Origin of the sequence: Promicromonospora sukumoe 327MFSha3.1, assembly GCF_000385135.1 — a bacterium.
In the GTDB taxonomy this organism is placed as follows: domain Bacteria; phylum Actinomycetota; class Actinomycetes; order Actinomycetales; family Cellulomonadaceae; genus Promicromonospora; species Promicromonospora sukumoe_B.
On sequence record NZ_ARQM01000018.1, the window covers coordinates 79,552 to 93,229 of the forward strand.

At 74.4% G+C, this 13,678-nt stretch carries 15 protein-coding genes; 10 read left to right on the forward strand and 5 right to left on the reverse strand.

The window, feature by feature from the left end; all coding sequences use genetic code 11:
• Positions 1–61 precede the first annotated feature (61 nt).
• The 5 genes from H291_RS33970 to wecB all read left to right on the forward strand — a co-directional run bounded on the left by H291_RS33970 (position 62) and on the right by wecB (position 4,994).
• Positions 62–265, forward strand: coding sequence for a hypothetical protein (locus tag H291_RS33970; protein WP_020018240.1), 204 nt, complete (start codon positions 62–64; stop codon positions 263–265).
• Positions 262–888 (forward strand): archaeosortase/exosortase family protein, encoded by a 627-nt coding sequence (locus tag H291_RS33975; protein WP_020018241.1) that lies wholly within the window; start codon positions 262–264, stop codon positions 886–888. Before H291_RS33970 ends, H291_RS33975 begins: the two co-directional genes overlap by 4 nt.
• Positions 885–2,222: a glycosyltransferase gene (locus H291_RS0127455; protein ID WP_026366190.1), complete on the forward strand. Its 1,338-nt coding sequence runs from the start codon at positions 885–887 to the stop codon at positions 2,220–2,222. Before H291_RS33975 ends, H291_RS0127455 begins: the two co-directional genes overlap by 4 nt.
• On the forward strand, positions 2,219–3,703 hold the full coding sequence (gene wsfD, locus H291_RS0127460) for a glycan biosynthesis hexose transferase WsfD (protein WP_026366191.1): 1,485 nt from the start codon (positions 2,219–2,221) through the stop codon (positions 3,701–3,703). Before H291_RS0127455 ends, wsfD begins: the two co-directional genes overlap by 4 nt.
• Before the next feature lie 112 nt (positions 3,704–3,815).
• The gene (gene wecB / locus H291_RS31895; protein WP_020018244.1) at positions 3,816–4,994 is read left to right on the forward strand and encodes a non-hydrolyzing UDP-N-acetylglucosamine 2-epimerase; all 1,179 of its coding nucleotides are present in this window, start codon (positions 3,816–3,818) and stop codon (positions 4,992–4,994) included.
• A gap of 65 nt (positions 4,995–5,059) precedes the next feature.
• Here wecB and H291_RS0127470 read toward each other — a convergent pair whose 3' ends face one another.
• Positions 5,060–6,577 carry an MFS transporter gene (locus H291_RS0127470; RefSeq protein ID WP_026366192.1) on the reverse strand — a complete coding sequence of 506 codons (1,518 nt, stop codon included), beginning with the start codon at positions 6,575–6,577 and terminating at the stop codon, positions 5,060–5,062.
• Positions 6,578–6,669: 92 nt separating this feature from the next.
• Between H291_RS0127470 and H291_RS0127475 the strand changes: the two genes are divergently transcribed.
• Complete coding sequence (locus tag H291_RS0127475; protein WP_232216188.1) at positions 6,670–7,239, forward strand: TetR/AcrR family transcriptional regulator; 570 nt, start codon at positions 6,670–6,672, stop codon at positions 7,237–7,239.
• A gap of 34 nt (positions 7,240–7,273) precedes the next feature.
• On the opposite strand, the gene H291_RS0127480 is transcribed toward H291_RS0127475, so the two are convergent.
• On the reverse strand, positions 7,274–7,702 hold the full coding sequence (locus tag H291_RS0127480; protein ID WP_020018247.1) for a winged helix-turn-helix transcriptional regulator: 429 nt from the start codon (positions 7,700–7,702) through the stop codon (positions 7,274–7,276).
• A 172-nt stretch (positions 7,703–7,874) separates the two neighbouring features.
• On the opposite strand from H291_RS0127480, the gene H291_RS0127485 reads away from it, so the two are divergent.
• Positions 7,875–8,432: an NADPH-dependent FMN reductase gene (locus H291_RS0127485; RefSeq protein ID WP_020018248.1), complete on the forward strand. Its 558-nt coding sequence runs from the start codon at positions 7,875–7,877 to the stop codon at positions 8,430–8,432.
• A gap of 97 nt (positions 8,433–8,529) precedes the next feature.
• Here the strand turns inward: H291_RS0127485 and H291_RS0127490 are convergent, their stop codons facing one another.
• From H291_RS0127490 to H291_RS0127500, 3 genes are read right to left on the reverse strand one after another with little or no spacing between them, the layout of a single operon-like run.
• A complete protein-coding gene (locus H291_RS0127490) occupies positions 8,530–10,785 on the reverse strand; it encodes a heavy metal translocating P-type ATPase (RefSeq protein WP_020018249.1) in 2,256 nt (751 codons plus the stop codon).
• Positions 10,785–11,726, reverse strand: coding sequence for a hypothetical protein (locus tag H291_RS0127495; protein WP_020018250.1), 942 nt, complete (start codon positions 11,724–11,726; stop codon positions 10,785–10,787). Before H291_RS0127495 ends, H291_RS0127490 begins: the two co-directional genes overlap by 1 nt.
• Positions 11,723–11,935: a heavy-metal-associated domain-containing protein gene (locus tag H291_RS0127500; protein ID WP_020018251.1), complete on the reverse strand. Its 213-nt coding sequence runs from the start codon at positions 11,933–11,935 to the stop codon at positions 11,723–11,725. The genes H291_RS0127495 and H291_RS0127500 overlap by 4 nt, the downstream gene beginning before the upstream one ends.
• Positions 11,936–12,059: 124 nt before the next feature.
• Between H291_RS0127500 and H291_RS0127505 the strand changes: the two genes are divergently transcribed.
• The 3 genes from H291_RS0127505 to H291_RS0127515 are packed head-to-tail and all read left to right on the forward strand — an operon-like array spanning position 12,060 to position 13,618.
• Positions 12,060–12,503 (forward strand): GNAT family N-acetyltransferase, encoded by a 444-nt coding sequence (locus H291_RS0127505; protein ID WP_020018252.1) that lies wholly within the window; start codon positions 12,060–12,062, stop codon positions 12,501–12,503.
• A gap of 47 nt (positions 12,504–12,550) precedes the next feature.
• Positions 12,551–13,297 carry a class I SAM-dependent methyltransferase gene (locus H291_RS0127510; RefSeq protein WP_020018253.1) on the forward strand — a complete coding sequence of 249 codons (747 nt, stop codon included), beginning with the start codon at positions 12,551–12,553 and terminating at the stop codon, positions 13,295–13,297.
• Positions 13,298–13,306: 9 nt separating this feature from the next.
• Entirely contained in the window at positions 13,307–13,618 is a 312-nt protein-coding gene (locus tag H291_RS0127515) for a hypothetical protein (protein ID WP_020018254.1), read from the forward strand.
• Positions 13,619–13,678 lie beyond the last annotated feature (60 nt).

Consider the following 13,678-nt stretch of genomic DNA (forward strand, 5'->3'; position numbering starts at 1 on the left):
TGCGTCTGTCCCACGAGGAGGGCCGCGACCCGCGCGGCCCGCGCACCGAGAGGAACCACGCATGTACAACACCCCGGGTATCGGCAGCGGCGTCGCGACCGGCGTCGTCGGCGCCGGCACGCTCGCCCAGACCGGCTTCGACGGGCTGTGGCTCGCCGTGGCCGCCGTCACGTGCTTCGTGGGCGGGTTCATCCTGATCCGCGCGAGCCGGTCGGCCCGCCACGTCGAGGCGGCCCGCCACGTCGAGGCGGCGGGCGAGCGGTGACCGCACCCCTGCCGGCCCTGACCGACGGCGGCCCGCCCGCCCGCGTCGCACCGCGCCCCCGGACCGGGGGCGCGGTGCTCCGCGCGCTGCTCGCGCTCCCGGTCGCCGCGCTGGGCGCCGCCGTCGTGCTGGGCACGGACCGGTTCCGGTACGGCGAGGCGCACCTGACGGCCTGGGCGCTGGAGCACGTGCTGCGCCGCCCGGCCGCGGTGCCGTCGCCCGAGGCCGTCTTCTACTACCGGGCCGAAGCCGGCCCGGTCCCGGTCTGGGGCGGGTTCACCATCACCGAGGAGTGCTCGGCGGCGTGGTTCGTGGGCGGCGTGCTGGTGGCCACCGCGCTGCTGCTCGTGGTGTGGCGGCGGGCGCGCGCCGGCCGCCTCCTGGTCGCGAGCCTGGTCACCGCAGTGCTCCTCGTCGTGGTCAACACCGCACGCATGGTCCTGATCACCGAGGCCACCGTGCACTGGGGCGAGGCCGGCTTCGGCTGGTCGCACACGGTGGGCGGCTCGATCCTCATGATCGCCACGCTGTGCCTGAGCGCCCTGTTGTTCGCCCGCATCGCCCTGCTGCCCCGCGCTGCGCGCGCCGGGGCCACCCTGCCCCGAGAGGCCGGCCGCCCGTGAGTCTCGTCAGTCTTGTCGCCACGCTGATCATCACGTCCTCGATGGCCTACTTCGTGCTGCTGGTGGGGTCGGGCCTCAAGGCGATCCGCCGCACCGGCACCCGCCTGGACCACCTGGGCGCCACGGCGTACGGCACCGGCCCCACGGCCGAGGGGCCCGCGCTCGCCGTCTACTTCCTGGTGCCGTGCCTCGACGAGGCCGAGGTCATCGGCCGCACGGTGGCCGGCCTGACCATCAACCCGGGCACCACCACGATCGTCGTCGACGACGGGTCGGACGACGACACCGCCGCCCTCGCGCTCGCCGCCGGGGGCGCCCGGGTCGAGGTCGTCCGCCGTGACCTGCCGCACGCGCGCCAGGGCAAGGGCGAGGCCCTGAACGCGGGCCTGGCGCGGGTGCGCCAGATGGTGGCGACCCGCGGGCAGCACCCCGACCAGGTGGTGGTGTGCGTGATGGACGCCGACGGGCGGCTCTCGGAGCGCGCCCTGGACCACGTGCTGCCCTTGTTCGACCGGCCGCACGTCGGCGGCGTCCAGCTCCAGGTGCGCATCCGCAACCGCGACTCGTTCCTCACCCGGTTCCAGGACTTCGAGTTCTGGGGCGCGTCCAGCGTGACGCAGATCGGCCGCTCGGCCACGGGCACCGTGAGCCTGGGCGGCAACGCGCAGTTCAGCCGCCTGTCCGCCCTCGACTCGGCCGGCGAGCGGCCCTGGACCGACTCCCTGACCGAGGACCTCGACCTCGCCATCACGCTCGCCCTGCGCGGCTGGGAGCTGACCACCACGCCGTTCGCCGCCGTCGAGCAGCAGGCGGTGGAGCAGGTGCCGCTGCTGCTGCGCCAGCGCACCCGCTGGTACCAGGGCCACCTGATGACGATCAAGCGCCTGCCGGAGATCTGGCGCTCGCCCCACCTGTCGCACGTCGCGGCGCTGGAGCTGTCGTTCTACTGCCTGTCCCCCTGGATCCTGACGCTGCCGTGGTCGGTCCTGTTCCACGTCTGCCTGGGCGACCTGATCCTGAACGGATCCGCCCTGCTGGACTTCGCCGCCACGCCCGTCGCCACGGCCGTCGTGGTGCTCGCGTGGTACCTGCTCGCGTTCGCGCCCGCGGTGTTCAACGGGGTGCTCTACTGGCGCCGCGACCGCCGGGTGGGGCTGTGGCGGGGCCTCGCCATGGGCAACTACATGGTGCTGACCAACTACCTCTCGTTCGCGTGCGCTTGGAAGGCGCTCGCCCGCGTGCTACGCGGCGAGACCGCCTGGGCCAAGACCGCCCGGACGCGCGAGACCCCCGAGCCGGCCCGCGCCCTGACCAGCCCGGCGGTCGCGTCGTGACGGGGCAGCGCAGGACTTCCGCCGTCGCCGTCGCCGCGCGCCCGTGGGTGCCGACCGCCGCCTGGGCCGCGGTCCTGTTCGCGCTGGGTCTGGTCCGCATGCTCGTCCCGCGCGCCGTGGGCCTGGCCGACGACGGCAGCGGCGCCCGGCTCGCCTGCCGGCTCGGCGTCGCCCCGGAGGGCGAGGTGCGGTACTTCGCCTTCGCGGTCTTCCGCTACGTGGCCGACGACGACGCGTCGTGCGCTTCCGGGACGCCGCCCCCGTGGCCGCAGCACGCCGGGCTGCTGCTCGCCCGCCTGGTGTCCACGACGCTCGGCGCGGGCGCCCTCGACCTGCGCGTGGCCGTGGTGGCGTACTGCGCGCTCGCGGCCGTGACCGCCGCCCTGGTCGGTGCGCTCGCCCGGCGCCGCCGCCACGCGCGCGCCGTCACGACCGTGCTGACCTGGCTGCTGCTCGTCGACTCCGCCTTCGCGGGGTACGCCGCCAGCCTGTACCCGCAGGCCGCCGGGATCACGGGCCTGCTGCTGACCGTCACGGGCTGGCTGCTGCTCGAGGCCGCCGGACCCGCCCGCTGGGTGGGCCGCGCGGCGCTCACCCTGGGCGCCGCCGTGCTCGTGTCCTCCGGGCCTGTCGCCGCGCTCGCCGTCGTACCGCTCGGTGTCGCCCTGCTGCTGCGGGCCCGGGCGAGCGCCCGGGCCCGAGCCCGTGACCGGGCAGCCTGGCTCGCCCCCGCGGCGCTCACCGTCGCGCTGACCACGCTCGCGGCCGGTGCCGTCGCAGGCGTGGACCCCACCCAGCGCCGGTACGACACCTGGGACTACGTGAGCACCGGCGTGCTCGCGGACACCGACCGGCCCGGCCCCGAGCTGGCGGCCATGGGGCTGCCGGCCGACGCCGAGCGGTTCCTCGGCATCCCGGTCTGGTCCCCCGCCTCGATCCGCGGCTGGGACCGCTGGCCCGACGTCGACCCGGACCCCCTCCGCGTCCAGGGCTACGTGCTCAGCCACCCGGCCGTCCTGCACGACCGGCTCGACCACGCGGTGCGCGCCATGGGCGAGGGCCGGCCGGCGAGCCTCGGCTCGTACGACGCCGGCACCGCGCGGCCCGGGGAGCAGGAGCGGCGGGTCACGCTCTTCTCGTCCCGCCAGGACCAGCTCCTCGCGTTCGGCCTGCCCGTGGCCGTCCTCCTCGGGGCGGTGCTCACCTGGCTGGCGCTCGTCGTCACGCGCTCGCCGGTGCACGGCGCCGACGCCCGCCGGCTCGCGTCCGGCGCACTGCTCCTGCTGGGCGTCGCGGTCAGCCAGGTGGCCGGCACCGCGCTCACGGAGGCCACCGACGCCGGCCGGCACGTCGTGGTCGGCAGCCTCGCCGGGCTGCTCGCCCTGTGCCTCCTGGTGGCCGCCGGGCTCACCTCGCGCGCCCTGGACGCGTCCGCCCGGCCCGAGGTCGCCCGCCCCGAGGCCGCCCGCGCCTCCGCCTGAATCACGGGCCCGCACGTCACCACCGGTGCCCGGCTGCGTCGGTCACGTTGCCCGACCAACCGCGGGCCCCTGTCCGAGCAGAAGCCCCCATGTCCGAGCAGAAAGAAGCGCCATGCACCACACCGCTCGCCGCGAGATCGCAGTGCTGTACGGAACACGGCCGGAGGCCGTCAAGCTCGCCCCGGTCGTCAACGAGCTCAAGCGCCGGGGCAGACACACGCCGCTCGTGGTCACCTCCGGCCAGCACCGGGGCATGCTCGACCAGGTCAACCGCCTCTTCGAGATCGTCCCCGACCACGACCTCGGCCTGCTGCGGCGCGGCTACTCGCTCGACGACGTGCTCGTGGGCGCCATCCGCGGCTTCAGCGAGTACCTCGACGCGCACCCGGTGGACGCCGTCGTCGTGCAGGGCGACACGACGACCGCCTTCGCCGGGGCGCTCACCGCCTACCACCGGCAGATCCCCGTGGTGCACGTCGAGGCGGGCCTGCGCACCGGCGACGTCTACTCGCCGTTCCCCGAGGAGGGCAACCGCAAGTTCATCAGCGCCATCGCCACCCGGCACTGCGCGCCGACGGCGCGCGCGGCCCGCAACCTCCACCTGGAGCACGTCCCCGAGCGCGACGTCACCGTCACGGGGAACACCGTGATCGACGCCCTGATGCACACCGCGTCCCGCCCGGTGCGGATCAGCGACCCCGTGGTCGACACCGCGCTCAAGATCGGCCGGCGCGTGGTGCTCGTGACGGCTCACCGGCGCGAGTCCTGGGACGACGGGATCGCCCAGATCGCCGCCGCCGTCGTCCAGGTGGCCGAGCTGTTCCCGGACGTGCTGTTCGTGCTCCCCCTGCACGGCAACCCGATCGTGCGCGAGGCGATCGTGCCGGCGGTCCTGGACACGCCCAACGTGCGGCTCACCGAGCCGCTGCCCTACGCCGAGTTCTGCCGGGTGCTGTCGCGGAGCAGCGTGGTGGTCACCGACTCGGGCGGCATCCAGGAGGAGGCGCCCGCGTTCGACGTCCCCGTCGTGATCACCCGGGACACCACCGAACGCCCCGAGGTGGTCGACGCCGGCGGCGGGGTGCTGGTCGGGACCGACGCCGGGCAGATCGCGGGCACTCTGGGCGCCCTGCTCACCGACCGCGAGCTGCACCGCCGCATGGCGTCGGCCCCCAGCCCGTTCGGCGACGGGCACGCCGCCGGGCGCGTGGTCGACGTCATCGAGAGCATGCTGGCCGGCCGCCGCACGGCCGACGCCGACGCCTGGACCGCGGCCGCGCTCGCCCGCTGACTCCCCCCGGCGACGTGGAGGGCCGGCCGATGCGGCCGGCCCTTCCATGCGGCCGGGTGTCCCCGTCAGCGGTCGTTCGGGATCAGCCGCCAGGCCACCACGGCCGCCACGGCGACCAGCACCGCCGCCACGACGCACGTGGTCTGCAGCGAGGCGACGAACGCCTCCCGGGCCGCCTCCAGCACCGCAGACCCGACGGCGCCCGCCTGGTCGCCCGCGACCGTCACCGCCGAGGCGAGCGAGTCGCCCGCCCGCGCGGCGTCGTCGGGCGCGAGGCCGTCCGGGAGCGCGACGCGGGACTGGTAGCCGAGCGTGACCAGGGAGCCGAGCACGGCCACGCCCAGGGCGACGCCGAGCTCGTAGGCGGTCTCGGAGATCGCCGAGGCGCCGCCCGCCTTGGCCGGCGGCACGGCGGAGACGACGGCGTCCGTCGTGAGGGTCATCGCGAGCCCGACGCCGAGGCCCGCGGGGACCAGGGCGAGCGCGAGCCACACGTAGTGCTCGGCGCCCTCCGCGATCGCGATGCCGACCATGCCGAGGGCCGTGATCGCCAGGCCGAGCGCGATGGCGCGCCCCCGCCCGAACCTGCGCAGCGACCAGCCCACCACCACGACCACGGCGATGGACGCGATGGTGGCCGGCAGCTCGGCGACGCCCGCGACCAGCGGCGAGAACCCGCGCACGAGCTGCAGGTACTGCGAGAAGAAGAACAGCATGCCGGTCAGCGCGAAGATCGCGATCAGGTTGGCCGCCACGGCCCCGCTGAACGCGGGCACCTTGAACAGGCCGACGTCGAGCAGCGGGCCGCGCCCGTCGGCCGCGAGCCGGTTCTGCCGCCTCACGAACCAGACGCCCGAGCCCACCGCGAGCGCCAGCACGCCGATCGCGAGCAGGTCGACGCCCTCGGCGGCGGCGTGCTTGATGGCCCAGACCAGCGGCATGACGGCGGCGAAGGAGAGCAGCACGGACAGCAGGTCGAGGCGGCCGGGGTGGGGGTCCTTGGCCTCGGGCAGCAGCACGGCGCCCGCGATCACGAGGACGAGCACGACGGGCACGTTGACGAGGAAGACCGAACCCCACCAGAAGTGCTCCAGGAGCAGGCCGCCCACCAGAGGTCCGACGGCGGCGCCACCACCGGCCGCGGCGGACCAGACGGCGATGGCGCGGCTGCGCTCGGCGGCGTCGGGGAACAGGGTGCGGATCAGGGACAGCGTCGAGGGCATGATCGTGGCTCCCGCGACGCCGAGCAGCAGGCGGGCCAGGATCAGGACCTCGGCGGTGGGGGCGAACGCGGCGAGCGCCGAGGCGACGCCGAACGCCGTCGCGCCGATCAGCAGCAGCTTCTTGCGGCCGATCCGGTCGGCGAGGGTGCCCATGGTGACGAGCAGCCCGGCGATGGCCAGGGAGTAGATGTCGCCGATCCAGAGCACCTGGGTGGCGGTGGGCGCGAGGTCGCGGGTGAGCGACGGCACGGCCAGGTAGAGCACGGTGCCGTCGATCGCCAGCAGGCCGACCGCCAGCACGAGGACGGCGAGCGCGGCCCACCGGCGGCGCACGGAGAGGAGGGGAGCAGGAGCGGTCACGTCGTAACTGTACCGTCTAGCCGGTACAGTTTTGAAGAGCCCGGTCTGTGACGCGGCCTATAGTTCGTGCCGGGCAGTGCATCGGATGCGAGGTGGTGGCAGTGGGCCGGACGGCGGGCAGGAGCCCGGAGCAGACGCGGGCCGCGATCCTGGAGGCGGCGGGCCGGCTGGTCCGCGAGCGCGGGGTCTCGGCCAGCCTGGACGACGTCGCCCGCCGCGCGGGCGTGTCCAAGGGCGGGCTGCTCTACCACTTCGCGAACAAGCACGACCTGCACCTCGCGCTGGCGACCGACTGGCTCGAGAGCTTCCGGACGGCGGTGCTCGCGGCGATCCCGCCGGACGACGACGCCCCCGGCCGCCTCACCCGCGCCTACGTGCGGGTCTCGATCGACGGCGCCCTGGACGCCACGGCTTCGCGCGACGCCCTGGTGGTCATCGCGCACCTGTCGAGCGTGGAGGCGGTCATCGACCTCGCCCGGGCGGACGCGCGCCGGTGGAACGAGGACCTGCGGGCGGACGGCCTGCCCGAGGACGTGCTCTCGCTCGTGCTGGCGGCGGCGGACGGCGCCAGCGCCCAGCCCGCGTGGGGCGGGGAGCCGACGCCGGACGAGCTGACCCGGCTGCGCGAGCAGCTGCTGGCGCTGACGGTCCTCGACGGCTGACGCCGTCGAGCCGCCGCACCGACGCGCCCCGCCGTCAGCCCACCGCGCTCCCCCGGTCGAACTGGGCGCGGCTGTCGCGGACGACCTGCCCGTGGTCCTGCGCCCAGTCGACGAAACCGTGGGCCAGGTCCATGAGCTTCCAGCCGAGCGGGGTCAGCTCGTACTCGACGCGGGGCGGCACCTCGGCGTAGGCGGTGCGGGTGATCATCCCGTCGCGCACCAGGCCGCGGAGGGTCTTGCTGAGCATCCGGTGCGAGACGCCGGCCACGACGGCCTGGAGGGTGGAGAACCGCTGCGGACCGTCGGAGAGGGCCGCCACGACCAGGAGCGTCCAGCGGTCGGCCACCTGGCCCATGAGGTCCCGGGTCAGCTCGTGCGTCTCGCTGTCGCACGGCGACTCCGGCCCACCGGGCATCCGCGCCGCCAGGGACTCAAGACGCGCGTCGCGCGAGATCGGCGTCATGCCGCATTGCTTCCTCTCCGGTTACCGACGAACTGCAAAGTGCGTAATTGAAAACCGGATTACCGGCGTCTCCGCACTGTTGTGTCACGTGGACCAACCAGCCCGGGCCCGCGTTCGTTCCCGCGCGGCGCGGCCGGTCCACCGACAGCACCCCGGAAGCGAAGGACCAGCAATGCTCAAGATCGGAATCATCCTCGGCAGCACCCGCCCCGGGCGGAACGGCGAGGCCGTGGCCAAGTGGGTCCACGAGATCGCGTCGCAGCGCACGGACGCCGAGTTCGAGCTCGTCGACCTGGCCGACTACCCCCTGCCCCACCTCGACGAGCCCATGTCGCCGGCGATGGGCCAGTACGCGCACGACCACACCAAGGAGTGGGCCGCCAAGGTCGCCGAGTTCGACGGCTACGTGTTCGTGACGCCGGAGTACAACCACTCCACGTCGGGCGTGCTGAAGAACGCGCTCGACTTCGTCTACGGCGAGTGGAACAACAAGGCCGCGGGCATCGTGTCCTACGGCGGGGTGGGCGGGGCCCGCGCCGCGGAGCACCTGCGGCTGATCCTCGCGGAGCTGCAGGTCGCGACGGTGCGCCAGCAGGTGGCGCTGTCGCTGATGACCGAGTTCGAGAACTACTCGGTGTTCAAGCCGGGCGAGCACCTGACCCCCGGCCTGGAGACGCTGCTCGACCAGACGGTCGCGTGGTCCAGGGCGCTGGAGCCGCTGCACGCCTGAGCCCGGCCACCTGAGCCCGGCCGTCCCAGCCCGGCGGACACGGCGCACCACCCGGGTGCGCCGCGTCCGCCGTCAGCCCCCTGTCGGCGCGCCGCCGTCAGCGGGGTGAGAACGACCGGAGCCGCAGGCTGTTGCCCACCACGAACACGCTGGAGAACGCCATCGCGGCGCCGGCCAGCATGGGGTTGAGCAGGCCGAGCGCCGCCAGCGGGATCGCGGCCACGTTGTAGCCGAAGGCCCAGAACAGGTTGGTCCGGATGGTGCCCAGCGTCCGCCGGGACAGCCGGATCGCGTCGGCCGCCGAGGTCAGGTCGCCCCGGACCAGCGTGATGTCCGCCGCCTCGATCGCGACGTCGGTGCCGGTGCCCATCGCCAGGCCCAGGTCGGCCTGCGCGAGCGCAGGGGCGTCGTTGACGCCGTCGCCGACCATCGCGACGACCCTCCCCTCGGCCTGCAGCTTGGCCACGACGTCGGCCTTGTCCTGCGGGAGCACCTCGGCGATCACCCGGTCGATGCCCACCTGGGCGCCGACCTGCTCGGCCACGGCCCGGTTGTCGCCCGTGAGCAGCACGGGCGTGAGCCCGAGCCCCACGAGCCGGGCGACGGCGTCCGCGCTGGTCGGCTTGACCTGGTCGGCGACCACGAGGATGCCGCGGGCCTGCCCGTCCCAGCCGACCGCCACCACGGTCCGGCCCGCACCCTCGGCGCGGGCCTTCGCCTCGGCGAGGTCCGCGGGCAGGTACTGGGACCAGTCCGCCAGCAGGCTCTCGCGGCCCACCACGACGGCGTGCCCGTCGACGACACCCTGCACGCCCAGGCCCTGGACGCTCTCGAACGACTCCACCGCCGGGAGGTCGCCGACCTGCTGCGTGGCGCCCGTGGCCACGGCCTGCGCCACGGGGTGCTCGGACGCGTCCTCCAGGGCGCCCGCGAGCCGGAGCAGCTCGGTACGTGAGACGCCGTCGGCCGGGACGGCGTCCAGCAGCGCCATCCTGCCGGTGGTCACGGTGCCGGTCTTGTCGAGCACCACGGTGTCGACCTTGCGCGTGGACTCCAGCACCTCGGGCCCCTTGATCAGGATGCCGAGCTGGGCGCCGCGCCCGGTGCCGACCAGCAGCGCGGTGGGCGTCGCCAGCCCCAGCGCGCAGGGGCACGCGATGATCAGCACCGCGACGGCCGCCGTCAGGCCCGCGGTGGCGGGGAACCCGGCACCCAGCCAGGCGCCGAGGGTGGCCACGGCGATCGCGATGACCACCGGGACGAAGATCCCGGAGACGCGGTCGGCCAGGCGCTGGATCTCGGCCTTGCCGGACTGTGCGTCCTCGACCAGCCGGGCGATCCGCGCGAGCTGCGTGCCCGCGCCCACCTGCGTGGCCCGGACCACGAGCCGCCCGCCCGAGTTCACCGTGGCCCCGGCCACGGAGTCGCCCACGCCGACCTCGACCGGCACGGACTCCCCGGTGAGCAGCGATGCGTCGATCGCGGACGAGCCGGACACGACCATGCCGTCGGTCGCGACCTTCTCCCCCGGCCGCACCACGAACTCGTCGCCCACCACGAGGCTCTCGACCGGCACGCGCGTCTCGGCGCCGTCGCGCAGCACCGCGACGTCCTTGGCGCCGAGCTCCAGCAGCGCGCGCAGCGCGGCGCCCGCGCGGCGCTTGGACCGCTTCTCGAAGTACCGCCCGGCCAGCACGAACATCGTGACGCCGGTGGCGACCTCCAGGTAGATGTTCGCGGCGCCGTCCGACGGTGCCACGGTCAGCTCGAAGCCGTGCGTCATGCCCGGTACGCCCGCGGTGCCGAGGAACAGCGCGTACACCGACCAGCCGAAACCGGCCAGCACGCCGAGCGAGACCAGGGTGTCCATGGTCGCCGCGCCGTGCCGCAGGTTGGTCCACGCCGCCCTGTGGAACGGCCACGCCGCCCACAGCGCCACGGGGGCCGCCAGGGCGAGCGACGCCCACTGCCAGTACGTGAACTGCCAGGCCGGGACCATCGCGAGCGCGATCACCGGGACGGCGAGCACGACCGACGTGATCAGCCGGTTCCGCAGCGCGGTCAGCTCCGCGTCGCGCGGGTCGGCGGCGTCGCCGTCCGCCGCGGTCTCCTTCGGGGCGGGCAGGGCGGCGGTGTAGCCGGTCTTCTCGACCTCCGCCACCACCGCGGCCAGGTCGTACCCGGCAGGCGTGGTGACCGTCGCCTTCTCGGTGGCGTAGTTGACGCTGGCGGTGACGCCGTCCAGCCGGTTCAGCTTCTTCTCGATCCGCATGGCGCACGACGCGCAGGTCATGCCGCCGATCTCGAGGTCGACGGTGGTGCCCGCCGCCTCCGTGCGGGACGTGGTGCCCATCAGTGGCTCCCGTGGGTGTCCAGGACGAAGCGCGCGGTGTGCACGTCCCCGTCGACCTTGAAGTCCAGGTACAGCAGGTAGCGGCCCGGCGTCGGCGCCTGGGTCAGGAAGGCCACGTCCGGCCCGGACGCCGAGTCCGGCCCGGGCTCGGCGCCCTCCGGGTGCACGTGCAGGTAGGCCAGGTCGCCCGCGCGCAGCGCGACCAGGTGCCCGTACGCGCCGAGGTACGGCTCCAGGTCCGTGACGGGCTCGCCGTCCTTCGTGACGGTCGCCGTGAGCGTCGACTCCCCGGTCGCGCTCAGCTCGCCCACGAGCGTGGCGGTGTAGCCGCCCGTCGTGTCGGACGCCGAGACCGCCGTCGGCGGCTCCGGGGCGACCCGGCCCGCGACGTCGACCGCGCGGCTGAGCGTGACGTTCTCGCCGGTCGCCTCGGGCACGAAGTCGGCGAACACGCGGTAGCTGCCCGCCTCGGCCCACGTCCACGGGATCGACCAGACGCCGTCGGCCGACATGGTGGGGTGCACGTGCCGGAACTCCGCGCCGTCGGAGCGCACCACGATCAGGTGCAGCTCCTTGTCGTGCTCGGTCTCGAAGCCGGTCACCGCCGCGCCGTCGGCGTCCACGACCGAGAAGGAGAGCGTGCCCTTCTCCCCGGTCTCGTCCGGGACGGACACGGGGCTCAGGAGCAGGCCGTCCTGCTCGAGCGACAGCCCGCGGACCTGCGCCGGGGCGCCGCCAGCCCCGTGAGCGGCGTCGTCCTGGCCGTGGCCGCCGGCCGCGGCGCCGTCGGACATCTCCATGCCGCCCGACCCCTCCCCAGCCGTCGCCGACCAGGCGACGACGGTGCTGTCGGGGACGACCGCGCCCGCCACGGCGAAGGCCGCGACGAAGACCGCCGCGAGACCTCCGCCGTACAGGCCGAGCCGCTGGGGCGCGTTCACGAGACCCGCGCCGCCTGGTACCCGGCCTCGTCCACCGCGGCCAGGACCGTCGCCTCGTCCAGCGCCTCGGCGCTGCTGACCACGAGCCGGCCGGTCGCCGCGCTCACCTCGACCTGCTCCACGCCGGGCAGGCGGCTCACCTCACCGCGCACCGACATCTCGCAGTGCCCGCAGGTCATCCCCGTCACCTGGTACTCGCTCGTCGCCATCGTCTCGCCTCTCGGTGGTTGGTACGCTGTTACCCCTAGGGGGTAACCGTATGTCGCTCACCATATACCCCTGTGGGGTATCTCGCGCAACACGGATCACCCACCCGGTGGCAGGCTGCCCGGCATGACCCGAACCGACCCACCACCCGGGACCGCGCCCGACGACGTGCCCGACGACGCCGCCCTCGCCCTGCGCCCCGACCTCACGGACGATGAGCTCAACGAGCTGTTCGACGCCGCCTGGCCCGGCCACCGCCCGACGTCCTTCGAGCCGGTCCTGGCGCGGAGCCTGGCCTGGGTCGCCGCCCGACGGGCCGGCCGCCTGGTCGGGTTCGTCAACGTCGCGGGCGACGGCGGCGCGCATGCGTTCGTGCTGGACACGACAGTGCACCCCGACGAGCAGCGCCGCGGGCTCGGGGTGCGGCTGGTCCGCGCGGCCGCCGAGGCGGCGCGGGCGGCCGGCGCCGTCTGGCTGCACGTCGACTTCGAGCCGCACCTGACCTCGTTCTACGCGAGGTGCGGGTTCCGCCCGACGGCGGCGGGCGTCATGCCGCTGGACGGGAGCTGACGGAAAAGACCTGTTCCGGGGCGGGGCACCGGTGCCAGGCTGCCTCGATGGACGCCACCGAGGACAGCACGCGGGCCGCCTGGGCGATCGCCTCGCGCAAGTACGAGGACGAGTACGCCGAGCACCTCTCGCTGGCGCGGACCGCCGAGCTGCTGCCGGCCGAGGTAGGCGTCATCGGCAGGCTCGTCCCGGGGGCCGACGTCGTGCACCCGATGAGCGGCCACGGGCTCGACGACGTCGCCCTGGCGCGCCTCGGGGCACGCTCGGTGCACGGGATCGACTACAGCGAGGCGGCGGTGTCGAGCGCGCGGCGGCGGGCGGACGAGCTCGGCCTGCCCTGCCGCTACACCCGGGCCGCCCTGCCCGCGAGCGGCCTGGACGATGCGTGCGCCGACCTGGTCTACACCGGCAAGGGCGCGCTCATCTGGGTGACCGACCTGGACGCGTTCCTCGCGGAGTGCCGTCGCCTGCTGCGCCCCGGCGGCCGGCTCTACGTCTACGAGGCGCACCCGCTGGTGCCGCTGTGGGACTGGGACCCCGAGCAGATCCGGGTCCGCGCCGACCGCGGGTACTTCTCCCCCGCGCACGTCAACGACACCTACCCCGGCAACGGCGCCGTGGAGCGGCAGCACACCCTGTCGGGCATCGTCATGGCCTGCCGACGCGCGGGCCTCGAGATCGAGCACCTCGACGAGCACCCCGAACCCTTCTGGTACCCGGGCGGCGTGACCGCCGCGGCCTGGGACGGGCGCGTGCCGAACACTTTCAGCCTGCTCGCGCGCTCCGACCACTAGGGTGCAGGAATGTTTCCCCTGGAGATCATCCCCGTCGCGATCTTTGTCGTCCTGCTCCTGCTGTACATCACCGTGAGCGGCAACCTGCGTGCGAACGGCAAGACGGTGGAGCGCGTCGAGCGAAAGCTCGACCTGGTGATCAAGCACCTCGGCATCGAGGGCCCCGCCGCCGAGGGGATCTCGCCCGAGGCGCTGACCGAGATCGACCGGTGCATCTGGTCCGACCGCCGCATCGAGGCGATCAAGCTGTACCGCGAGGAGACTGGCCACGATCTGCTGGAGGCGAAGGAATGGGTCGACCGGCGCGCCGCGTCCTACTGACCTCGCACCCCCCGAAAACCCGCTGACGTCGGCATACGCGCTGCGAAAAGTGCCCATTTC